Annotated in this window: 20 protein-coding genes; 9 read left to right on the top strand and 11 right to left on the bottom strand. The window is 50.0% G+C overall.

The window, feature by feature from the left end; genetic code table 11:
- Positions 1–30 precede the first annotated feature (30 nt).
- The 4 genes from BRW63_RS07215 to BRW63_RS07200 form a co-directional block, all read right to left on the bottom strand.
- On the bottom strand, positions 31–999 hold the full coding sequence (locus BRW63_RS07215; RefSeq protein ID WP_073070234.1) for a LysR family transcriptional regulator: 969 nt from the start codon (positions 997–999) through the stop codon (positions 31–33).
- A 225-nt stretch (positions 1,000–1,224) separates the two neighbouring features.
- Positions 1,225–2,529 carry a HEAT repeat domain-containing protein gene (locus tag BRW63_RS07210; RefSeq protein WP_073070233.1) on the bottom strand — a complete coding sequence of 435 codons (1,305 nt, stop codon included), beginning with the start codon at positions 2,527–2,529 and terminating at the stop codon, positions 1,225–1,227.
- 240 nt (positions 2,530–2,769) lie between these two features.
- Positions 2,770–3,009, bottom strand: coding sequence for a hypothetical protein (locus BRW63_RS07205; protein WP_073070232.1), 240 nt, complete (start codon positions 3,007–3,009; stop codon positions 2,770–2,772).
- A gap of 83 nt (positions 3,010–3,092) precedes the next feature.
- Entirely contained in the window at positions 3,093–3,563 is a 471-nt protein-coding gene (locus tag BRW63_RS07200; protein ID WP_073070231.1) for a QcrA and Rieske domain-containing protein, read from the bottom strand.
- Between the two features lie 290 nt (positions 3,564–3,853).
- On the opposite strand from BRW63_RS07200, the gene BRW63_RS07195 reads away from it, so the two are divergent.
- The 8 genes from BRW63_RS07195 to BRW63_RS07160 all read left to right on the top strand — a co-directional run bounded on the left by BRW63_RS07195 (position 3,854) and on the right by BRW63_RS07160 (position 15,344).
- On the top strand, positions 3,854–5,761 hold the full coding sequence (locus BRW63_RS07195) for a ferredoxin--nitrite reductase (RefSeq protein ID WP_073070230.1): 1,908 nt from the start codon (positions 3,854–3,856) through the stop codon (positions 5,759–5,761).
- Between the two features lie 135 nt (positions 5,762–5,896).
- Positions 5,897–7,222, top strand: coding sequence for a CmpA/NrtA family ABC transporter substrate-binding protein (locus tag BRW63_RS07190; protein WP_073070229.1), 1,326 nt, complete (start codon positions 5,897–5,899; stop codon positions 7,220–7,222).
- 109 nt (positions 7,223–7,331) lie between these two features.
- Entirely contained in the window at positions 7,332–8,165 is an 834-nt protein-coding gene (gene ntrB, locus BRW63_RS07185) for a nitrate ABC transporter permease (RefSeq protein WP_073070228.1), read from the top strand.
- Positions 8,166–8,227: 62 nt separating this feature from the next.
- Positions 8,228–10,249: an ABC transporter ATP-binding/substrate-binding protein gene (locus BRW63_RS07180; RefSeq protein ID WP_073070227.1), complete on the top strand. Its 2,022-nt coding sequence runs from the start codon at positions 8,228–8,230 to the stop codon at positions 10,247–10,249.
- A 23-nt stretch (positions 10,250–10,272) separates the two neighbouring features.
- A complete protein-coding gene (locus tag BRW63_RS07175) occupies positions 10,273–11,106 on the top strand; it encodes a nitrate ABC transporter ATP-binding protein (protein ID WP_073070226.1) in 834 nt (277 codons plus the stop codon).
- Positions 11,107–11,122: 16 nt separating this feature from the next.
- The gene (locus BRW63_RS07170) at positions 11,123–12,628 is read left to right on the top strand and encodes a NarK family nitrate/nitrite MFS transporter (RefSeq protein ID WP_073070225.1); all 1,506 of its coding nucleotides are present in this window, start codon (positions 11,123–11,125) and stop codon (positions 12,626–12,628) included.
- Positions 12,629–12,729: 101 nt separating this feature from the next.
- The gene (locus tag BRW63_RS07165) at positions 12,730–13,029 is read left to right on the top strand and encodes a DUF1830 domain-containing protein (protein WP_073070224.1); all 300 of its coding nucleotides are present in this window, start codon (positions 12,730–12,732) and stop codon (positions 13,027–13,029) included.
- A complete protein-coding gene (locus BRW63_RS07160; RefSeq protein WP_073070223.1) occupies positions 13,026–15,344 on the top strand; it encodes a molybdopterin oxidoreductase family protein in 2,319 nt (772 codons plus the stop codon). Before BRW63_RS07165 ends, BRW63_RS07160 begins: the two co-directional genes overlap by 4 nt.
- Before the next feature lie 97 nt (positions 15,345–15,441).
- Here the strand turns inward: BRW63_RS07160 and BRW63_RS07155 are convergent, their stop codons facing one another.
- From BRW63_RS07155 to BRW63_RS07135, 5 genes are all read right to left on the bottom strand, one after another.
- Entirely contained in the window at positions 15,442–16,275 is an 834-nt protein-coding gene (locus BRW63_RS07155) for a glycosyltransferase family 4 protein (RefSeq protein WP_223257317.1), read from the bottom strand.
- A gap of 304 nt (positions 16,276–16,579) precedes the next feature.
- On the bottom strand, positions 16,580–17,521 hold the full coding sequence (gene hpsE / locus BRW63_RS07150; RefSeq protein ID WP_073070221.1) for a hormogonium polysaccharide biosynthesis glycosyltransferase HpsE: 942 nt from the start codon (positions 17,519–17,521) through the stop codon (positions 16,580–16,582).
- Between the two features lie 35 nt (positions 17,522–17,556).
- Positions 17,557–18,546: a hormogonium polysaccharide biosynthesis glycosyltransferase HpsE gene (hpsE, locus tag BRW63_RS07145; protein ID WP_073070220.1), complete on the bottom strand. Its 990-nt coding sequence runs from the start codon at positions 18,544–18,546 to the stop codon at positions 17,557–17,559.
- A gap of 117 nt (positions 18,547–18,663) precedes the next feature.
- Positions 18,664–19,035 carry a hypothetical protein gene (locus BRW63_RS07140; protein ID WP_073070219.1) on the bottom strand — a complete coding sequence of 124 codons (372 nt, stop codon included), beginning with the start codon at positions 19,033–19,035 and terminating at the stop codon, positions 18,664–18,666.
- A gap of 266 nt (positions 19,036–19,301) precedes the next feature.
- Complete coding sequence (locus BRW63_RS07135; protein WP_073070218.1) at positions 19,302–22,130, bottom strand: cation-translocating P-type ATPase; 2,829 nt, start codon at positions 22,128–22,130, stop codon at positions 19,302–19,304.
- A gap of 211 nt (positions 22,131–22,341) precedes the next feature.
- Between BRW63_RS07135 and BRW63_RS07130 the strand changes: the two genes are divergently transcribed.
- The gene (locus tag BRW63_RS07130; protein ID WP_073070217.1) at positions 22,342–23,424 is read left to right on the top strand and encodes a P-loop NTPase family protein; all 1,083 of its coding nucleotides are present in this window, start codon (positions 22,342–22,344) and stop codon (positions 23,422–23,424) included.
- On the opposite strand, the gene BRW63_RS07125 is transcribed toward BRW63_RS07130, so the two are convergent.
- Positions 23,421–23,624: a DUF6887 family protein gene (locus BRW63_RS07125; protein WP_073070216.1), complete on the bottom strand. Its 204-nt coding sequence runs from the start codon at positions 23,622–23,624 to the stop codon at positions 23,421–23,423. The two genes, BRW63_RS07130 and BRW63_RS07125, sit on opposite strands and share 4 nt — an antisense overlap.
- A complete protein-coding gene (locus BRW63_RS29900) occupies positions 23,621–23,812 on the bottom strand; it encodes a DUF6888 family protein (RefSeq protein WP_073070349.1) in 192 nt (63 codons plus the stop codon). Before BRW63_RS29900 ends, BRW63_RS07125 begins: the two co-directional genes overlap by 4 nt.
- Between the last annotated feature and the right edge of the window lie 5 nt (positions 23,813–23,817).

The following is a 23,817-nucleotide window of genomic DNA, read 5'->3' as shown; positions in this document are numbered from 1 at the left end:
AAGCAACCTTAAGAATTTCATTGCAGACGCTTATCGTCCCACGATTTGCGAAGCGACGGGCTTTGGCATGACAGGTAAAGATAAGGGGCTACCTACTAGAGCAATGGGCTGACGCATTAGCTCATGGACGAGCGATCGAAAGCGTTGAATCGGGGGAATTTGTAACCGATCGTGGGTAGTCACCAGCACTACTTGACGAATCAGGGTCGGGTCAGCCGTTGCTCTCGACGCTAAGGTCGGATCGAGATGGACATCGTGAATCGCGCCTTGAGGCAATAGAGCGATCAGTTCACCTTGACGGACAATGCCTCGAAAAGCATCTAGGGTATTGAGTTCTAGCACGGCATTTAAGGCCACACCCTGACGCTGAAACTGTTCTTGTACAAGTCGCTGCATTCCATATCCATCTTTAAAGACAACTTGCGGATAGCGGACTAACTCCGTCCAGGGCACCTCGGTATATTGGGTGAGCGGGTGGTTTGCTGCCATTAACACTTTGACAGGCTCGTCGTATAGGACATCAACAACCATCTCAGGATTAGCGGTCAAAAAACGGTTATTCATGACGATCGCGATATCTACCAGCCCATCTTTGAGAACTTTGAGGGCCCGATCGCTGCCTAACGAGGTCACCCGCAGTTGCACTTCTGGGTGTTCTTGGCAAAAACGTTGCAGCACAGGTGGCAAGTGAAACGCGCAAACGGAGTGAATTGCCGCAACACAAAGCTCTGGCTGTTTGCCGTCTAGCAGGTCTGCTAACTCTTGGGTGGCGATGCCCCATTCGTTCCAGATTTTGCGAGCGTGGGGCAAGAAGCGATCGCCCGCAATGGTCAGCTTTGCTTGAGCCGATCGATGCAGCAGCGGCAGCCCGACTTCTGCTTCGAGTCCTTGAATTTGGCGACTGATGGTAGATTGCGTCACATTACAGTGGCGGGCGGCTTGTTGAAAGCTCCCAGTTTCTGCAACGGCGAGAAATGCCTGCAACTGCTCTAGACGCATGGATTTGTATTGAAGATGACACTTATTAGTGACCTTAACGAATTTGATCAAAAAATTTGGTAAGAGTTGATACAGGTTGAGGGCAAAGACCGTTTGAGAACTGTGAATTAAATGTAATATGCAGATTTACGTACGAGCATGGCATTGCCGTAACCATTGACCTTGCAAGTAATCGACATCATTTAATTCTCGTTCCTAAGTGATGAATTCTAGACTTAAAACTTTTCACAACTGCCATTCTTGAAGCGCGATCGCCACGCCTCGCCCCAATTCTGAACCGGAATTTTCACTCTCAGACAGTTGCTCTAAGCGTTGGTGAGCAGAATCAGGCGCGAGGGTTTTGAGGGCAGAAATCACATGCAATCTGACGCTGACATTGGGATCGGCAAGGAGATTGATTAGAGAATCGAGTGCGGCAAGATCACCAAGTTGGCCGAGGGTAAGGGCGATCGCTTGCCGCGCTGAGGCTGATCGAGCAAACGTGCCTTCTTGTTGCAGCAAATCGAGCAAAATTTGGGTCGCTTGCCGTTTTTGCTCAGGCTGATCGACTCGTCCTAATACAGTCAAGATTTCTTGACGAACTGACTCCGCTAAGGGAAGTTGAATCAGCGATCGCTCTAAACAATGCAGTGCTTCTGAGGTGCCGATCCAGCCCAAGGCTCTGATTAGCTCGATCGCCAAAAACTCTGGAGTGTGGAGTGATTGCAGGCTTTCAAACAGGGCATTGGTTGCCGATAGGGTGCCCAGCCGACCAAGGGCGATCGCGGTTTGTCGGCAAACTTCTAAGTTCAAATCTAGCAAGAGTGGATGCAAATGAGAAACCAGATCTAATGCCGCTAGGTCAGCACCGCAGAAGCCCAGCCCGGTTACGGCGGCTCGTCTGACCAGCACGGCGGGATCTTTTAATGCCTGGATCAAAAGTCTTGAAATTTCTGGATTGTGAAAGCTGCTGAGAGCTTCGATCGCCAGTGCCCGCACCTGAGCATCTTCATCGTTAACGACTTTTTCCAACAAGGGCACCGTTTCGGGGCGACGAATTTGAGCCAGGGTTTGAGTGGCTAATCGTCGCGTGTTGTCTTGGTTGAGCAACTCGGCGAGAATTTCGATCGTGCCGCTGCCCAGATTAGCGAGGGCGGTAACTGTCATCCCATTCAGTTCTTCGTTAGTGGATGTTTTGAGCAGATCGACTAATGCTGTGACAACTTGGGGATGGTTAAATCCGCCCAGAATCCGAATCGCAAACCACTGAGCTTCTGAGTCAGCGTCTTGGTTTTGCAGAAGATCGAGAAGTGGGGCGATCGCGGCTTCGGCAAAGCTCGGAAAGAGTTTAGCGACATTCCATCGGTCTTGAAAATCTCCTGACTCTAGACTCTGTAATGCCAAATTTAACAAGAGAAATGGATCTGCGGTAGGCGAGGCTGATGACTCTTCGCCTAGCAATTGTTGCAAATAGTGATTGAGCAATGCCCAGTCTTGATGAGCTGCGGCGGTTTGGGCTTGCTGCAACGTTTCGAGATAATTTGATTGCACGGTTCTTTTGCGGATGACCCACAGGGTTGTGGAATATGCTTGATTTTAGCTTCCACATTCCAGGTCAGCCGCCAACACTCAAAGTTTTAGAGAATTTATTGTGACAAAAAAGGCACCGCTAGAAGGTGCCCGATCGCTTTAATACCAATTTTGAAAACGGTTGCGATCGCTTAAACGCTGGCGGAAGGACACGACATGCCATGTCCCTACGGGTCAATCAAATCGCTCTGAATTTTTGCATTACATTTTGCCTTTTTGCATCACTTCTTGCAGGTGGTGACGAAGTTCTTGAGCCGTTTTCGTGTCATCGGCTTTCAACTTGCGAAACAGCTCTACACAGGGCTGAGAACTCATCTCTTCAGCATCTTTAATGTAGGTATCGTAGGCTTTGACGGCTTCTGCTTTGTTTTGCAGAGCCGTGAGCAGATCATATTCAAGATTGCTGAGGGCGAGAGTGTCTTGATTGGTTGCAGTAGTCATGGTCAAATCTCCAATCCAAATCGTGATTACTTAACGGTGGATCAGAGATCGCGATCGTTCATCTACCAAAAGTAAAAGCCGCATTAACCCTTTTTCACCAAGACTGAATTCCCTTCAATTTTTGCGATATAAGTCCCCAATGCCTTTCGCGCCGGGCCTTCGATCACCGCTCCCTCCGCCGTAAAAGTGGAATTGTGACAAGGGCACGCAAACGACTTGCGCTCACTTTTCCAAGCTACCAAACACCCTTGATGGGTACACGTCGGATTGACCGCCACCACTGCGGTCGGTGTAGTCGGATTGCGAATTATCAACACCGGACCGATCACCGACTTCTCACTTAAAATTTGGCCATTTTTATCTAAATCAGCCAGCGACCCGATCGTCTGAAAGCCATCACTGCTTGCAGCTTTGCTATCGGCACTCGGTTGCACCGCCGAATCAGAACTTTTAGAGCAAGCAGCCAACCCTGAAGCGATGGCTGTTAACGCAACAGGCAATCGGCTGACCGCCCAACCCAACCCAAACCAAGACAAAAACGATCGACGATTCATAGTGTTCTCTCAACTGAGGCAGCGTAGTAACGACTCATCCTAACAGCAGATGCAAATGTCTAGAAAATCCTCCTGATAAATGCTGAAATCGCATTGCAATGATGCGTGAACTTCATAATTAGAAACATTTGGTAACCAACTATACGAATTGTCATTGTGATCTCGCCTACCTTGGCTTCATCAGCACAAAGACAACGCAGCGTCAACTCAAGCGTTTGACAGCTTTGCCAGAAATTAGTTTCTCGATCGCCCGTGTTCGGTTCGGACACCCTTTATCAACAAGATTCACCATGACAGACACCCTTTCATCAGCCGTAACTCTCAATAAGTTTGAAAAATTGAAAGCAGAGAAAGATGGGCTTGCGGTGAAGGCTGAATTGGATCATTTTGCTCAAATCGGCTGGGAAGCGATGGATGAAACCGATCGTGACCATCGCCTGAAGTGGCTGGGGGTTTTCTTCCGTCCGGTGACTCCTGGCAGGTTTATGCTGCGGATGCGATTGCCCAACGGCATTATCACCAGCGCCCAAACGCGAATTTTGGCAGAAATTGTGCAGCGCTATGGCGAAGAGGGTTACGCCGACATCACGACTCGGCAAAACTTTCAACTGCGCGGCATTCGCATCGAAGATGTGCCTGACATCTTTAACCGATTTGAAAATGCAGGCCTGACCAGCGTTCAGTCGGGAATGGATAACGTCCGCAATATTACGGGGTCGCCTGTCGCCGGGATTGATGGCGACGAATTGTTTGACACGCGGGAGTTAGCAATTCAGGTGCAGGACATGATCACCAATCATGGTCAGGGCAATCCTGAATTTACCAATCTGCCTCGCAAGTTTAATATCGCGATCGCCGGATGTCGAGACAACTCCGTTCACGCTGAAATTAATGATATTGCCTTTGTTCCGGCTTATCAAAACAGCGTATTTGGCTTCAATGTCCTAGTCGGTGGTTTCTTCTCTGCAAAGCGATGCGAAGCGGCAGTGCCGATGGATGTGTGGGTAACACCCGACGATGTAGTGGGGATGTGTGAATCGATTCTCACGGTTTATCGCAATCATGGGCTGCGTGCCAACCGTCAAAAATCTCGTCTGATGTGGCTGATCGACGAATGGGGCATTGAGAAATTTCGCTCTGAAGTTGAGCAACACATCGGGCACTCGCTGCAAAGGGCGGCGCTTAAAGACGAGATTCTCTGGGACAAACGCGATCACATCGGCGTTTATGCCCAAAAGCAACCCGGTTTGAATTATGTAGGGCTACACGTTCCGGTGGGTCGGCTGTTTGCTCAAGATCTGTTTGACCTGGCGCGACTCGCTGAAGTCTATGGAAGTGGAGAAATTCGCCTCACGGTTGAGCAAAATTTTATCGTGCCCAACGTGCCCGACTCTCGACTCTCGGCATTGCTCGACGAAGCGATCGTCGAGCGGTTCTCCCACCAGCCCAACAATCTTTCTCGTGCGCTCGTGTCTTGCACTGGCTCCCAGTTCTGCAACTTTGCGTTGATTGAAACCAAAAATCGCGCCGTTGCTTTGATTAAAGAACTCGAAGCCGAACTGTCGTGCGATCGTCCCGTTCGCATTCACTGGACGGGGTGCCCCAATTCTTGCGGTCAACCTCAAGTTGCTGACATTGGCTTGATGGGCACTAAAGTCCGCAAAGACGGGCGCACGTTGGAAGGCGTAGACCTCTATATGGGTGGCACAGTGGGCAAAGACGCTCATCTGGGCACCTGTGTACGAAAAGGCATTCCCTGTGAGGATCTTAAGCCGATTCTGCGAGACATTTTGGTTGAGCAGTTTGGTGCCCATCTCAAAGCCGAGATGCCGATCGCCCAGTCTTCTCAGATTGAAGTCACCGTTGATGACGAATTGCCGACCAGCCTTCAGTTTTCTCAGCCGTCGCAGGTTTCTGCCCCTGCGATCGCTGCCCCTGCCACCGTCAAGTTTGCAAAATCTGGTCAAGAAATCACCTCAACTGAAGGTGGCTCGATTTTAGAGATTGCAGAACAGGCAGGAGTCGAACTCGACAGCAGTTGTCGATCGGGAAACTGTGGCACTTGTAAGCAAACGCTGCTTGCAGGTGAAATTCGCTATGACGGCGAACCCGATGCACTAGATGATGACGATCGCGCTGCCAGAACGATTCTGACGTGCATCGCTCATCCGGTGGGTGATGTCTCGATCGATGCCTGAGCGCATCGCTACCCGGACAGTTAAACACAGGGCAGTTAAACGCTAATTGCTGCCCATTTACACTGTTCCTCCTCACACACGCTGCAAGTTCCCCCTTGCAACCCCAAACCCAGCGAAATCATTGGAATAGGATTAATGAGCAATCTTTCAAGACGGAAATTCATCATCACCGCAGGCGCAACCGCTGCCGGGACGCTACTTGTTCACGGTTGTAGTAGCCCTAAATCTGCAACTGGTGGAAGTGCCTCTCCGAGCGCGGTTCCGGCTGTGAATTCTGGCACGGCTGACGCTCCAGAAGTGACCACTGCCAAACTCGGATTTATCGCCCTGACCGATTGCGCGCCGTTGGTGATTGCCAAAGAAAAAGGCTATTTCGAGAAGTATGGGATGAAAGATGTCTCAGTCACTAAGCAGACTTCTTGGGCAGTGACTCGCGACAACTTAGAGCTTGGTTCTGACAGAGGCGGCATTGATGGTGCCCACATTCTCACCCCCATGCCTTACCTGATGTCAGCAGGCAAGATTACCAAGGGCAACACGCCATTGCCAATGTATATTCTGGCGCGCCTCAACACAGACGGGCAGGGCATCTCACTGTCTAACGACTATGCAGACCTGAAAGTCGCGACAGATAGCTCTTTGCTCAAGGCAAAAATCGATGCGGCAAAGGCGGCTGGCAAGAAATTTAAAGCGGCTGTCACTTTCCCCGGTGGCACTCACGATTTGTGGATGCGCTATTGGTTAGCGGCAGGTGGCATCGACCCCGAAAAAGACGTGGACATCGTGGTGATTCCGCCGCCTCAAATGGTTGCCAACATGGAAACCAAAACGATGGATGCGTTCTGTGTGGGTGAACCCTGGAACGCTCGTCTGATCAACAAAAAACTGGGTTACACCGCAGTTACGACAGGCGAACTATGGAAGGGGCATCCCGAAAAAGCGTTCTCAATGCGGGCAGATTGGGTCGATAAAAACCCCAAGGCTGCAAAGGCGCTGCTGATGGCGATTCAAGAGGCCCAAGTCTGGTGTGACAAAGACGAGAACAAGCAAGAGATGTGCGAGATTCTGTCGTCTGATAAGTATGTGAAAGCTCCGGTAAAAGACATCATCGATCGAGCCAAAGGCAACTTTGATTTTGGCAATGGTCGCACTCTGCAAAACAGCGAGTTGCTGATGAAATTCTGGCGTGATGGGGCATCTTATCCGTTTAAGAATCACGATGCCTGGTTCATCACTGAAAACATGCGCTGGGGTCGGTTTGCGGCTGACACCAACGTCAAAGAGATGGTAGACAAAGTGAACCGTGAAGACCTATGGCAAGCGGCCGCGAAAGCGATCGGGCAAACAGCCGCGATTCCCAAAGACTCGTCGCGCGGGGTCGAAACCTTCTTTGATGGCACCAAGTTTGATGCGGCTGATACAGCAGCTTATCTCGGTGGTCTCAAAATCAAGAAAGCGTAGCTGCGTCTTTTTCTCAAAGCATTAAGCATTGGGGGCATGGCATCTGTGCCCCCCAACCAAAGAATTTGTAATCTGAACCCTCTGCAACCGTCTTTTCAAAGATTCCCCTATGACTGTTACTCCTTCCCTTCGCTCAGATTCGTCTTCTGCATTGCTAGAAACTCTTCAAAAGTTTGCAAAGCAGTTAATTCCTCCGATCGTCTGTACAGCAGTCGTGCTGGTGATTTGGCAACTGCTGTGTCTCTCACCGGAGACCAAGATGCCCGGCCCGATTACAGTGTTAAAGCAAACGTATGAATTGATCCTCAACCCGTTTTATGACGACGGCGGCACGTCTAAAGGGTTAGGGTTGCAGATTTGGATTAGTTTGCAGCGAGTCATGGTTGGCTATTCGCTGGCAGCGATCGTCGGCATTTCGCTCGGTGTCCTAATTGGCATGAGCCAGTTTATGCGGCGCGGTCTTGACCCGATGATTCAAGTGTTGCGGACGGTTCCACCTCTGGCGTGGTTGCCGCTGTCGCTCGGCATTTTTCAAGACAGCACCCCGGCAGCGTTGTTTGTAATTTTCATTACGGCAATCTGGCCGATCGTGATCAACACTGCGTTAGGCGTTCAACAAATTCCTCAAGACTATAACAACGTGGCCAAAGTGTTGCGCCTGTCGGGTAAAGAATACTTCTTCAACATTTTGGTGCCGTCCACGGTTCCCTACGTGTTTGGCGGATTGCGGATCGGCATCGGGTTAGCGTGGTTGGCGATCGTCGCCGCAGAAATGCTGAAAGCAGAAGGCGGCATTGGCTTTTTTATCTGGGATGCCTACAACGCAGGCAACGAAAACAGCATGAGCCAAATTATTATCGCAGTGCTGTATGTCGGTTTGGTAGGTCTGGCACTCGATCGGCTGGTTAACTACCTCGGTTCGCTGATCGTGTCGGAAAACTAGATTTCGGTTTGTCCGCATCAAGATTCAAGCCCGATCGCTGCACCCTTCATCCTACTCTTACCATGTCTGTCTTTTTAGAAATTGACCACGTTGATAAGGTGTTTCCGCTCACAGGAGGCGGAAGCTATGTTGCCCTCAAAAATATTGAATTGCAGATTCGTCAAGGTGAATTTGTCACACTGATCGGTCACTCTGGCTGCGGCAAGTCTACGCTTCTCAGCATTGTGGCGGGGTTGGATCAGCCCAGCGTGGGCGGTGTTGTTCTCGAAGGGCGACAGGTGACAAGTCCGGGGCCCGATCGCATGATGGTGTTCCAAAACTATTCGCTGTTGCCCTGGCTGACGGTCGAGCAAAACATCGCGCTGGCAGTCGATAAAGTCTTGAGCCATTTGCCCAAAGGCGAACGCAAAGGCATTGTCGAACAAAACATTGATCTGGTCGGGCTAAGACCTGCGGCACATCGCAAACCTAAAGAGCTATCGGGCGGGATGAAACAGCGAGTTGCGATCGCTCGTGCGCTGGCCATTCGTCCTAAAATGCTGCTGCTCGATGAGCCGTTTGGCGCGTTAGATGCGCTGACTCGCGGCAACCTGCAAGAGCAACTGATGCGAATCTGCGAAGAAAGTCAGGTGACTTGCTTGATGGTGACGCACGATGTTGATGAGGCGCTGCTGCTGTCCGATCGGGTAGTGATGCTTACCAACGGCCCGGCCGCTCACATTGGTCAAATTCTCGAAGTCCCGATTCCTCGCCCTCGCAGACGTATGGATGTCGTCAAACATCCTAGCTATTATGCGTTGCGGAATGAGATGATCTATTTTCTCAATCAACAAAAGCGCGACAAAAAGCGCAAAGTCAAAGAAACCGTCAAAGTGGCGATCGCCCGCAACGGTTTAGAAAAAGTCAATCTCGATATTGGCTTTATTCCGCTCACGGACTGCGCGCCGCTGATCATTGCCAAAGAGAAAGGCTTCTTTCAAAAGCATGGGCTAGAAGACGTAACGCTGCATCGCGAACCGAGTTGGAAAGCGATCGCGCAAGGCATCACCGAAGGACGACTAGATGCGGCGCAAATGGTTGCCGGAATGCCGTTAGGACTGACCCTCGGCATGAATGGCAAAGTTCCGCTGCCCGTGCTGACAGCGATGGTGTTGTCCCGAAATGGTGATGCGATCACGATTAGCAAAAAGCTCTACGATCGCGGCGTTCGTTCGCTCGAAGATTTCAAACAATTCATCACGCAAACGCCCGGAGAAACCCACACGTTGGGCATTGTACATGCCGCATCAATGCAGAATTTGCTGCTGCGCTATTGGCTGGCATCAGCAGGAATTGACCCCGATCGCGATGTCAATCTCGTCACGGTTCCCCCACCTCAAATGGTTGCCGCGTTAGAAGCGGGAACTCTGGACGGTTTCTGTGTCGGCGAACCGTGGAATTCGCGCGCGGTTCAAGAAGGGTTGGGCATAGTGCTGACGACGACTCATGATCTGTGGACGGGGCACCCAGAAAAAGTTTTAGGCGTTCGTGAAGACTGGGCAACTCAACATCCTGCAACGCACCTCGCTCTGATGAAAGCCTTGTTAGAAGCGTGTGAATATTGCGATGAGCGCCGTCACCGTGAAGACATGCTGACGCTGTTAGCGAAACCGGAATATGTGGGCGCTGACGTGAGCTATATTCGCCCCGGTTTTCTCGATCCTTACGTTTATGGGAGCGATCGTCAGCCCGAATCTATTCTGCGCTTCAATCAATTCCACATTGATCAAACCAACTGCCCGCAGCGAGTCGGCGCACTGTGGATTTTGACCCAACTCGCTCGCTGGGAAATCATTCCTGCCTTTCCTAAAAACTGGATTGAGATTCTCGATCGTGTCCGTCAAGTCGAGCTTTATAGCGAAGCGGCGAGACAAGTCGGCTACCCCGGCACTGAGCCAAACCGCAACTCTTTCACACTATTTGATGGCGTGGTGTTTAACCCCAACGACCCGATCGCCTATCTCAAATCTCTGGAGATCGGTCACGAAGTCAGCGTCGAAGAAGTCTTGCTCGACGTGCCCAGCGAGAGTGTCAAAGCCGCCTAGTTCTTATTCCTCACCCTTCACCTATGCAGACATTAATCAGCGAAGATTCTACTCCTCAAACTTCTCAGCCCGATTCGTTTCTCGTCGTCGAGAACTTGTCAAAGGTTTATCCGACTAAGAGCGGCGATTATACCGTTTTAGAAGACGTTAATCTTGCCGTCAGTGAAGGGGAATTTGTTTGCGTCATCGGTCACTCTGGCTGCGGCAAAAGCACGCTGCTCGATATGGTGTCTGGCTTTCGTCAGCCCTCTAGTGGCGAAGTTCGTCTTCAGGGAAAACGGATTACAGAACCTGGCCCCGATCGCATGGTCGTGTTCCAAAACTATTCGCTGCTGCCCTGGAAAACGGCGTTTGAAAATATCTATTTGGCGGTCAATTCTGTCTACCCTGACAAGCCTAAAAAAGCTAAAGAAGAGATCGTTCACAAGCACCTGGCGATGGTCGGTTTAGAAGAAGCGGCAAATAAAAAACCCGGTCAATTGTCAGGTGGAATGAAGCAGCGAGTCTCGATCGCCCGCGCTCTAGCCATTTATCCGCAAGTCTTGATTTTAGATGAACCGTTTGGCGCACTCGATGCGATCACCAAAGAAGAATTGCAGGAAGAACTCTTGCAAATTTGGACAGAGCATCGCGTCACCGTGCTGATGATCACACACGACATTGACGAAGCGCTGTTTCTCGCCGATCGCGTCGTCATGATGACCAATGGGCCCGCCGCCCAAATTGGCGAGATTTTAGAGATTCCCTTTTCTCGCCCCCGCATCCGCACTCAGATCATGGAAGACCCGCACTATTACACCCTGCGGAACCAGGCTCTAGATTTCCTGTTTAGTCGCTTTGCTACAGAAGACCATTAACCTTCCTACAACACTCATGTTCAAACAATTGTGGTCGTTTGGGGGTCGCTATCAGATTCTTCATTTGACTTGGTTTGCTTTCTTTCTCACGTTTGTCAACTGGTTTAACTTTGCCCCGTTTGCTACTACGATCGGCAAAGAGTTGGGCTTAGACTATGCCACCCAAATCAAAACGCTGGGCATTTGCAATTTGGCGTTGACGATTCCAGCCCGCATCATTATCGGCATGGTGCTCGATCGCTTCGGGCCCAGAATCACTTTTTCCTCACTGCTGATTTTCTCGATCGTGCCCTGCTTTGCAACAGCATTTTCCCAAGACTTTAATCAATTAGTCATCAGCCGTTTGTTGATGGGCATCGTCGGTGCCGGATTTGTGGTCGGCATCCGCATGGTGTCGGAGTGGTTTCCGCCCAAAGAAATTGGCTTGGCAGAAGGCATCTATGGCGGATGGGGCAACTTTGGCGCGTTTGCCGCAGAATTTAGTTTGCCTCTGCTCGCTGCCAGCACCGCATTTCTGGCCGGGGGCGCATCTAATTGGCGCTTGACGATCGCGCTCACAGGCATTGTCTCTGCCCTTTACGGCGTAGTCTATTTCCGCATGGCTCAAGACACCCCCACCGGAAAAGTTTACAGAAAGCCTAGAAAGAGCGGTGGCATGGAAGTCACCAGTGTCAAAAGCTTTTGGGCAATGATCGCGATGAATTTCGGCTTAATCTTTGCTCTTGGTTTATTGGCGTGGCGCTTACAGCAAGTCAAGTTTTTTGACCAAACGGGAATGCTGATCACCTGGGGTTTGCTGGGCATCCTCTACGCTTACCAAACCTATCAAGGCTGGCGAGTCAATCGAGAAATGCTCACGGGTCAGAAAAAATATGCTGCCGCCGATCGCTACAAGTTTCGTCAAGTCTCCCTATTAGCGTTTGCTTACGCCGCGAGCTTTGGCTCCGAACTCGCTGCCGTCTCAATGCTGCCCGCCTTTTTTGAGAAGACCTTTAGCTTAGAGCATGTAATTGCGGGTATGATTGCCGCCTCTTACCCCTTCATGAATTTAATCTCGCGTCCGAGCGGTGGGTTGCTCTCTGACAAACTCGGCAGCCGCAAATGGACACTGACAATCATCACAGTGGGTATCGGCATCGGCTACTTGCTGGCTTTTGGCATCAACAAAAGTTGGGCAATTCCCCTAGCGATCGCCGTCACGATTTTTGGCGCTTATTTCGCTCAAGCAGGCTGTGGCGCAACCTATGGCATGGTGCCCTTGATCAGGAAGAGCATCACCGGGCAGATTGCGGGCAACGTTGGCGCTTATGGCAATGTTGGCGGCGTGATTTATCTCACGGTTTATAGCTTGACCAACGCTCAAACCCTGTTTGCCACGATGGGAATCACGGCGTTAATTTGCGCTACCATGTGCGCTTTCTTCTTAAAAGAACCCAACGGCTCTTTTGCAGAAGACTATGCCCAGGAACCCGAAGCCGTATCGGGGCGCACAGAAAGCAGCCTCGCATACGAGCAAAAATAGTGCCCACTCAAGAGTAGTGGTCTGTCTAATCTGGACTAAGCAGCAGGAGAACACCCATTTTTAGCTGGAAATCCTAGCGCTGTCATTAAGGGACTTTTGGTATGACCCAACACTCGTCCGCTTCGCCTTCGGATGGCACCGATCGCGTTCTTTGCTATTACATCAATGCGACCAGTCAGCTTCAGATGGCTCGAATCACCCATCTCGCAAGCGGATGCTTTGAGCGCTTGATATTTCCAGGACAACGCCTGCTCTTTGAAGCTCCGCCCGATGCCCTGCTCGAAATTCATAGCTCCAAAGCGACGAACACGAGCCTTTTGGCTCAGATTCCCTGTCAGCAGTTGCGAGTCTACGAAAAGCTTGCTTCCTCCGATCGTACTCATGTCGTGGAACGCTTATGATTGATTCGACTAAGACCTTATGCCCTTACTGTGGAGTTGGCTGCGGGTTAGAAGCGCTTCCCCCCGCGCAAGCTGGCAAGGCCACCAATCGTGACAAACAAGGCACTCCGATCTGGCAAGTGCGCGGCGATCGTGATCACCCCTCTAGTCAGGGAATGGTCTGCGTAAAAGGGGCGACGATCGCCGAGTCACTGCACAAAGATCGGTTGCAGTTTCCGATGATGCGGGAGTCGTTAGATGAGCCGTTTCGACGAGTCAGTTGGGATGAAGCCCTCGATCGGGTTGCCAATCAAATTCAAACCGTTCGCTCAACGCAAGGGGCGGATGCTGTCTGCATGTATGGGTCGGGTCAGTTGCAAACTGAAGACTATTACATCGCTCAAAAACTGATCAAAGGCTGCCTGGGCACCAACAACTTTGATGCCAATTCTCGATTGTGTATGTCGTCTGCGGTTTCTGGCTACATTCAAAGCTTTGGGGCTGATGGTCCGCCCTGCTGCTATGACGACCTTGACGAAACCGATTGCGCTTTCATTGCAGGCAGCAATTTGGCTGAGTGTCACCCGATTCTCTTCAATCGGTTGCGGAAGCACCACAAACAAGACCGCACCGTCAAACTGGTGGTGATTGACCCGCGATGCACTGCCACGGCTGAAGTCGCTGATTTGCACTTGGCGATCAAGCCCGGAACGGATATCGATCTCTTTAACGGCATTGCTCATCTGCTGCTGAAGTGGGGCAAGGTCGATGCTGCATTTATTGACGAACATACGGCTCACTTTTCAGATCTTGCGGTGGTGATTCAGCACTATTCGCCAGATATCGTTGCCCACCGCTGCGGCATTTCAGAAGAAGATTTAGAAACGGCCGCGAAGTATTGGGGTGACTCAAAGCGGGTTTTATCGATGTGGTCGATGGGGCTAAATCAATCCAGCGAAGGAACTGCAAAAGTTAGAGCGCTGATTAATTTGCACTTGATGACCGCGCAAATTGGCAGGCCCGGAGCGGGCCCATTTTCACTCACAGGTCAGCCCAATGCGATGGGAGGACGCGAAGCCGGAGGATTATCTCATCTGCTGCCCGGATATCGCCTCGTCAACAATCCAGCTCATCGGGCTGAGGTTGAGCAATTTTGGCGACTCGAACCGGGCGCGATTTCAGCGACTCCAGGGTTAACGTGCTGGGAGATGATCACGGGTTTAGAGCGGGAAGAAGTCGGCGTTTTGTGGGTGGCTGCCACTAATCCAGCGGTAAGTATGCCCGATATTGAGCGCACCAAGGCGGCGCTGAAACGATCGCCCTTCACGGTCTATCAAGATGCCTATTATCCGACCGAGACGGCTGCCTATGCTCATGTATTGCTTCCGGCGGCTCAGTGGAGCGAAAAATCTGGCGTGATGGTCAACTCTGAGCGGCGCGTGACGCTTTGCCCTAAATTCCGCAGTCCTCCAGGGCAAGCCAGAGCAGATTGGGCAATCTTTGCCGAAGTCGGTCGTCGCCTCGGTTTTACGAAAGAATTTGCCTTTAATAACGCTGCCGAAGTCTATCGTGAGTTTGCTCAACTCACCCACGGCCGTCCTTGCGATCAGTCGGGCATCAGTCACGTTCGACTTCGGGCAGAAGGCCCGCTTCAATGGCCGCTTTCGGGAAAGACTGAAGATATGCCATCCGAACTGAAAGCCGAGGGTACACGGGCAAAAGGCGCAAGAATCGAGGTTGAGAAGCTTCAAGAGAAAAAGCCAGCAATTCAGCCTGCTGCGATTACGCCGCAGCCGTCTAAGCGTCTCTATACAGATCTGCGCTTCCACACTCCAGATGGGCGAGCAAGATTTGCGGCTTACCATTCGCGAGGCTTGGCAGAGCCGCCTGACGAGGGATATCCCTATGTATTGACCACAGGGCGGCTCTATGGGCACTGGCACACAATGACGCGCACGGGTCGGATTGAGAAAATCATGAAGATGCACCCCAACCCGTTTCTTGAGATTCACCCCCGTGATGCGGCTGCGATCGGAGTCAAAAATGACGAATGGGTGGAGGTGCGATCGCGTCGTGGTTTCGTCAGGCTTCCGGTTTTAGTGACGAAAGCGATCGCGCCGGGGACCCTATTTGTGCCGATGCACTGGGGCGCGCTCTGGGCAAGCCACGCAGAAGCCAATGCGTTGACGCATCCCGCTTGTTGCCCCGACTCAAAGCAGCCAGAATTAAAGGCGTGTGCGGTGCAGGTAGTGCCGATCGATTCAAAAGTCGCATCTCAAAAGAGCGAATTGCTGAGTGACGATGCTCTGATGCCACTGCTATCGATTCGGATCTAATGGCAATTGGCATTGCTGAATAACGAGATGAAGGTAGGGGCAATCCCTTCGTGGTTGCCTGACCTCAGGGGTAGGCACGGGGGCGCTACCCCTACAGTCATTCCATCCCCTCATTCTGCCCATTGAAATTTGGGCTGATTTCTTGATAAATCTTGAGCAGGTGATCAACCGTTTGAGCAGGAGAAAATCTCTCGCTAACATATTGATTTGCTCCTTTGCCGCGCTCGATCGTCTCTTCGGGGTGGTCTAGACAAAATTTCATGGCGGCAGCTAATTCTTCAACGTTTTCTTGCTCAAACAAGAAGGTGTGCGACCCTGCCATTTCTGGCAAACCTCCAACATTGGCCACGATCGAGCAAGTAGAAACGCTAGAAGCTTCAAGCACAACATAACCTGCGGGTTCTTGCCATCGAGAGGGCGCAACGAGCGCAAGTGCAGAACGAACGATCGACAAAATTTTTGACTGAGAACAGTTTCCTAAAAATTCAACCCGATTTGAAATGTCTAGTTCTGTTGCCAAGACTTGAAGTGCCTTTGCTTCTCCGCCGTCTCCAATAATTAATACCCGAAAGTCTCTATTTTGGGTTTGAAGCAGTTTTGTGGCCCTTAATAATAAATCAACTCCTTTATCGGGGTTAAGTCGTCCTACATAAACAAATGAATCAGGCTTAGATAGGTCATCGACTGTTTCTTGAAAGCCGTGATCTTGAACTTGAATCGGATTGTACAAGGTTGTAACTTTCCAAGGAAAGCTGTGAGAATCTGCCAAAAACTGACTGCAAGCAGTGTGACGATCGACAATCAAAGCGGTCAAAAAACGAGTCGCTAATTTTGCTAGTTTTACGATCGTGTGCAACTTCCATTTCAAAGGATAGTTAGGCTTAGGCAATGAGTCAACAAACTCTGTTCTGAGCCGTTGAAACAAAGACATCGGCTGATAAGTAGAGTGAATCGATGCATAGAACAAATAATGGTATTTAATTACGATCTTTTTATTGAGAATTTTACACAAACACGCAAAAGCTAAATGATTAGAATTCATGTGAATCAGATCAGCCCAAGCGATAGAGCTAACCCATTGTGACCACGAATTCTCAGTAGTGGAAATTACTTTAGTTTCAATACCTCTCAAGTTCAACTCTGATTGGATTGAAGAAATATAAGTTAGAACACCTGAGATTTCATCTTTATAGTGATTGTGCTGAATCAATAACTTCATCTCTAGAAACCTTTTATTATTTTGAGTTTAAACGACGACTCCAAAGATAGAACGGGCTAGTTAAACTACTCGTTAATAGCTCCATCTGGCAAGCGGTAGATAGATCTTTTTTGAGTAATTTCTGGTGCTTAATAAAATAAGAAACTGTTTTAATCAAGTCGTTGATTAAATAAACCAAAAACGCAAAGGGTCTCTGCCAAACGTCGAGGCGAATCATGCGAATGTGATGTTTCGCTAACCCGATTCCTCTCACTAAGTTCAAAAGATAAGTGCGTTCTAATCGCCATGCTGGAATCTGGTGATAAATCTGCATTGTCGGGTTATACCAAATTTCCCAGCCCGCTTTTTGAATGTGAGCGATCGCTTCAATGTCTTCGCTCGACAGCATTGAGTGGGGTGTGCGTCCTGTCAAAAAAGGTTTCTTAGGAACGCTCTCTAGCCAAGCCTGCCGCCGCACCACTAATCCGGCTGAAGGAGGAAGAACCCGCGTGTAAAGATGCGGGGTTGAGCCACGTTCGACGATCGCTAAAAAGATAGCAACTTGCTTAAATTCTGGCGAAGGTTCAGTTTCAAATTCGCCATGAATCTGCCCTCCATAAGCTCCTGCATCAGGATGAGTTTGAGCAAATTCATAGGCATTGACAAGCCAATTTTCATCTGGAAGCGTGTCGTCGTCGAGAAAGCCAACGAGATGACCCTTCGCTTCTTGAACTGCCCGAAGCCTAGCAAATGCGGCTCCTTGCTGAGGCTCAAATAAATAGCGAAGTGTTGCTGTAGAAAAGTGGCTCTTTTGATAATCATCAATGACTTGCTTGATGTGATCAGTGCTGTTGTTGTCAACTACAATAATTTCCCAACCAATGTTTTTGGAATTGACCTGCGAGTGCAGCCGCTCCAATACTTGCTGGATCCGATTAGCCCCGTTGTAGGTACAAATAGCAACTGTAAGGTCTAGCATTATTTACGATTAAATGATTAAGAAAGACTGATTAACTAGGGGCAAGGTTGCGTTTTTGCAAGTGGATATAACGGTTGATTGATCAGTAACAAATTCCTTTTAAAAAGATAGAAAGGGCTGAATAGGCTACCGATTAAAGCCTGCATCTCACACGCAGTAACTACATCAGTTTGAAGAATTTTGTGATGGCGGGCAAAAAATCTAGCAATCTTGCAGATGTCGCTGACCAAATATACGATCGTCATCCCAGGTCGCTGCCAGGGAGAAAAGTGGAGCATTCTTAAGCGATAGCGGCTCAGACCTAATGTGCGAAAGAAGCTAAGCAAATAGTCTCTTTTTAAGCGTCGTTCAGGGATTTGATGCTCAATTTGCATCGTGGGGTGATGCCAAATTTCCCAACCTGCTTTGCGGATGTGAAACAAGGCTTCGATCTCTTCACTTTTTGTCGGTAACAGATCGCCAGTTGGGCCTTGAAGAACAAGATGAGTTGGAACGCTTTCTAGCCACGCTTGCCGTCGGATGACGAGTCCCGCTCCGGCAGGCAACCCTTTTTCATAAGTGTCGTAACAATACTGTCGCGGGTTTTCTTTAATTGCTAAATATTGAGAGATTTTCTCAAAGTTTTTTGGGGGTTCTGTTTCAAAAACACCGTGAATCCGACTGCCAAATGCCCCAGCTTTGGGGGTGGCTTGTCCAAAAGCAACGGCGGCAGCCACCCAATTTTCGGAGGGCAAATTGTCGTCATCTAAAAAGCCGATCAGGTTACCCTGGGCTTCTTGAATGGCGCGGCGACGAGCGATCGAGGCTCCTTGCTGGGGTTCAAACACATAGCGCAACGGGCAATGTTCCCAGTTATTTTGGTAGCTTTGAATTACTTGCGCTGTGTCGTCGTCGCTGTTGTTATCGACCACGAGCACTTCCCAAGTGATCGCTTCAAGTTGAATCTGCGTCCGCAATCGCTCCAGAATCAGGGGAAGGCGTTTGGCTCCATTGAAGGTGCGGATGGCCACAGTGAAATCCAGCATGGTGACTACGGTAAGGTGTTTTGATTGGAAGCGTGGACTCGCGTCTGATGAGTCACTCACCCTACTTATAAGTTGCCCAAGCTGGATAGATTTCACACCATTGTGACTATTTCTGACCTAGCTGAAAGCGGTGGTTTTAGCTCGATCGGTAAACAGAATATTTCCTTTAGCATCGACGCTAAAGTCTTGTCCGGGATCTAAGCCGCGATCGATGAGACGTTTATAAACCGTGATGGAGGTGATTCTCCTGATCTCTCGCATCACATAGCCCGGAACTGTGTTTTCAACTGCCCAGCAAAATGCTAATTGATCTTGCCAGACGAGGCGTTCGAGGCTAACAAGCACCATTCCAGCTACGTCTCGTAGAGTCATTCGACATCTCAGACTTGCAATCACCTCTTTGCCGATCGTCGTGCTGCGAGTTGCAAAAGCGCTAGTTAATCGACTGAGATCGTTTTCAAGTTCCGGGTATTTGTTTTCTTGTTGCACTGGCTCTATCTCCAATGGGTACTATCAACCCTCTTAAGAGAGAGTTAAGATTTTGTAAAGTATACCCCAAGATAGATTTTCGCTAGGTGAGAAATAAGCAATTTTAGGAAGTTTTTTTAACGCAATGCACTAATACCAATTTGGTTGACGCAACAGATCTGCATGAGGGCCCGGCATGCTACGCCCGTACAAAATTGAAAGCCCCTCTCCTGCGGGAAAGGGGTTTGGGGTGAGAGTTCTTAATGGCACATCGCATTAAAATCGTCTTATCGGCGATTGACAAACCAGCGCACAAACAGCTTTTCCATCTCAATCCACACAAACATCAGGGCGCTAAAGCCAAAGCACACCGCTAATTCATTTAAGGTGAGATAGTGAGTGCCAAAGAAGCTCCGCAGCGGGGCGACGTAGATCAACAGCAGTTGCAGAATTGTGGTGATAATCACGGCACCCCAGACATAGGGATTAGTGCGAGGGTCTAGCTCGATCGTCAGTTTTGAATTAGACCGAATGGCGATCGCGTGTCCCATTTGAGCGATGCAAAGAGTGGTGAACACCATTGTTTTCCAGCGATCGGCATCAAGACCATTGCCAAAATTTTGAGTGGTGTAGTCATAGGCTCCGACCATCAGAACGATCGTCAAAACTGCCAGAATGATGCCGATGCGAATCATGTATGAACCCAAACCGCGAGAAAAGATATTCTCATCAGGGCGATTGGGAGGACGATTCATCACATTGGGTTCGGCAGGCTCGACAGCTAAGGCGAGAGCGGGCAACCCATCGGTCACGAGGTTCATCCAAAGAATTTGGAGGGGAGATAGCGGAACGCCGCCAGTGGATAACAGCAAAGGAGAGGCGGCGATCGTCAACACTTCGCCAATGTTAGAGCCAAGAATATATTTGATAAAGCGGCGAATGTTGGTGTAGACGACGCGACCTTCTTCGGTGGCAGCGACGATCGTGGCAAAGTTATCGTCAAGCAAAACCATATCGCTGGCTTCTTTGCTGACATCGGTTCCAGTAATTCCCATAGCGATGCCAATGTCGGCTTGTTTTAAGGCGGGAGCATCATTCACCCCATCGCCCGTCATGGCCACAATTTTGCCTTGACGCTGGAGCGCCTGCACGATCCGCAGTTTGTGTTCGGGGGCAACACGAGCGTAGATGCTGACCCGATCGACGTGCCGTTCTAATTCTGGCAAGTCCATTTTTTCGAGGTCGCGTCCGATCAGCACTTCGTCACCGGGTTTGGAGATGCCCAGATGTTCGGCGATCGCTTGAGCGGTGAGTTGGTGATCTCCCGTAATCATCACCGGACGGATTCCGGCTGTGCGACAACGAGCGACGGCATCCCGGACTTCTAGACGAGGCGCATCTAGCATATCGACTAAGCCGAGCCAGATTAAGTCATTCTCTGCTGAGTCGGAGCCTTCGGGCGGAACATTATCTAAAGGCTTATATGCAAACCCTAAAACTCGTAAGCCTCTGGCCGCTAACTGATTATTGCGCTCTAGAATTTGAGTGCGCTGCTCGTCGGTGAGACCTTGAATGCGATCGCCATATTGAATCTTCTGGCAGCGCTCTAAAACCAACTCTGGCGACCCTTTTGTAAACATCAAGTAAGGCGTTGACAAAAAGCCTGTCTCTGATTCCAGTAGTTTTGCGGCATCTTCAACGATCACGCTCATGCGTTTCCGCTCTGACGTGAACGGAATCTCAGACACACGCGGCAATTTGCTATTCCACTGATCTTGCTCTAACCCGGCTTTGGCAGCGACGACGAGCAGTGCGCCTTCAGTTGGGTCGCCCAAAATTGTCCATTGCCCGTTTTCTGATTGCAAAAGCGAATCGTTGCAGAGCGTGCAGGCTAAGAGCAGCGATCGCACTTCTGGATAATCGGTCGGGTTAGCAACCTGACCTTGAATCAGAAATTTGCCTTCAGGCACGTAGCCTTCTCCGGTGACGCTGGGCGAAAAGCTGGCCGTGTGAAACGATTGCACCACCATTTTGTTTTGGGTCAGCGTTCCGGTTTTGTCAGAACAAATCGTGGTCACAGAACCCAGAGTTTCGACCGCGGGAAGTTTGCGGATTAGAGCATTGCGACGCACCATTCGCTGAGTGCCGATCGCCAGTGTCACCGTGATCACCGCAGGCAAGCCTTCTGGCACGACGGCAACTGCCATGCTCAACGAAACTTGCAGCAGTTCTCGAATCGGGGCAAAGCTTCTAGCGGCAATCAGCCCCCCAATCACTACAACGCCCACGAGAATCAGCGCCCCGGTCACCAAGGCTTGACTGAGTTGATCCATGCGCTGCTGTAGAGGAGTTGGCTCAGTCTCTACGGCTTGCAGCATGGTGGCAATTTTGCCGAGTTCAGTTCGCATCCCGGTGCTAGTCACTACTACAGTGCCGCGACCTTGAACGACTTCGGTGCCTTGATAGACTAGGTTGAGGCGATCACCCAGCGAAGTCTCTTCGGGCAGATGCAAGTCGGCTTGTTTATTGACAGCGTGGGCCTCTCCGGTCAGGGCAGATTCTCGAATTTGCAGGTTTGAAGTTTCGAGCAGTCGCCCATCGGCAGCGAGTTGAACGCCTGCTTCTACCATCATCACATCGCCCGGAACCAATTGTTCTGAGTCGATTTCATGCACTTTGCCATCGCGGAGAATGCGAACTCTGGGAGAAGAGAGTTGTTTGAGTGCAGCCAGAGCTTTTTCGGCGCGGCTTTCTTGAAAGTAGCCTAATGCACCATTGAGCACGACGATCGCCAAAATCGCGATCGTGTCTTTAAAAGGAATATCTCCCGGTTTGCCGACTCCCTGCACTAAATCCAATAAGTCTAAAGCGCCAGACACTAACGCCACGCCAATCAGCAGCAGCAGCATCACGTTTTTAAACTGGTCGATTAAGATTTCCCAAGAGCTACGTCCGCCCGCTTCTTCTAGTTCGTTAGTGCCAAATTCTTGCAGCCGCTCATCGACTTGTTGTTGGGTTAACCCAATCTTGCGATCGCTTTGCAGAAGATCGAGCGATCGAACCGGGTCGATCGTGTGCCATGCCGAGTTGAGAGAGGGCAAAGAGTTAGAAACCATAGAATTGCAGAATGAGGAAATGAACGCCTACAGCACTTAATCATAGTGCCTAAAAATTATGTTTAGCACTATTAAATAGTGTGAATTTCCTGATTTAGAGTATAGACTGATTAATCTAAGCTGATAAGACCAAAAAGGAATAAGAACGCCTAACTCTAACCTGCTGATCAGGAAAGAGAGCAAGAAATTTATATACCTGATTTGATGTGAGATGGTCGATAACCCGTTTATTCCACAAACTTTAGTTGGCAGGCAGGCTGAATTGCATCAGGTCAGCGCCATTTTGTCTGCTGACGAAGATTTGCTTTTGGCAGGCGTACCGGGAATTGGACGGCGAACGTTAATTCGCTGGGCGGCGAAACAGGGTGGGGCGCGTGTCGTGGAGATCGACTGTCTGAGGGCAACTAGCTGCGATCGCTTTCTCCAACTCCTCGCAGAAGGCTTAATGTCAGTGTTTAGTGAAGCTGACGAACTTTCTCTAATCCAACGTTGGAGTCAGGATCAGCCTGTAATTTTGCAATCATCTTCGAGCGGACGGGCAACGCTGGTTTGGCATCTCTCATCAGGAAAAGAGTGGGCGTTATTTCAGGCTTTGCTGACACTGCCGCAGATCATGGCGGAGTGGCTCGACTGTCGAGTCGTGCTGATGTTTCAAAATTTTCCTCACATCCGATCGTGGGATCGCACAGGCAAATGGGAGCATCATCTACGTCACGAAATCCAGCAGCAAAGTCGGGTCAGCTATGCCTTAATTGCAACGGTTGCTGAACAGCAGATTCAACCCAGTGATTTGAAGGTGGTTTCGTTGGCACCGCTCAAAGATCAAGATCTGCAACCCTGGCTTGAAGCAGTGATGACCGCGAAAGGATTTCAGTTTGAGCCAGAGAGTCAGGCGTTATTTCTCACCTATGTGCAGGGGCATTTTGGAGATGCGATCGCCCTTGCCCGTCGCGTTTGGCTTGATCAGCGATCGTCGTTACCGCTCACCGTGATTGAGCCGCATCACGTTCATCGCAGCGCCTTGTCTCTCGTCGAAGATCTCTCTGTGACGTTTGAGTCGCTAATTTTGCTGTTGCCCCATAGTCAGGTGCGAGTCTTAGAGAGTCTTGCGCTTGATCCGACTGACAGCCCTCATGCACGGGAATATATTCAAAAGCATCATCTTTCGAGAGGCGGCGGCTTGCAGGGAGCGTTAGCCAGCTTGGAGCAAAAAGGACTGGTGTATGGAGCAGAACACAGCTATCGAATTGCACTGCCACTTTTGGGATTTTGGCTTAAATACCGATTGGGTTAACTGGCTTGCTCTCGATGACGACTTTGAGATTCGGCATGAATTTCTGAGAAGCGATCGGCATCTTCTGGTGCGTAAGTTGTAGCGTTTGGATCTGCCACCAAGCGATCGATTAGCGCATGAATCGCTTCTGTGTCGTTTCGATGCTGCAATACATAAGCTCTCAGTTCGGCTCCGCTCATGGCTGTAAAATCTGGTTTCATGCTAGGTGTCTCCATTGACCATCACGGAAAATCAGAATTTCTGTTTCTTCCCCTGCAAGGATGTAAATGTTGCCTGTTCGTTCATCTAAACGAAGAATGTGAATAGAAAGAAACGATGCAGTCAGATTTTGGCAAAGAACATAACATTTTGATTCTTGCTGCGAAGTTGGATGCAGGGGTCTACTCATTCTAA

The organism is Phormidesmis priestleyi ULC007, from assembly GCF_001895925.1.
Lineage (GTDB): Bacteria > Cyanobacteriota > Cyanobacteriia > Leptolyngbyales > Leptolyngbyaceae > Phormidesmis_A > Phormidesmis_A priestleyi_A.
Note: the sequence above shows the minus strand (reverse complement) of the source record. Positions and strands in the feature narration are given on the sequence as shown.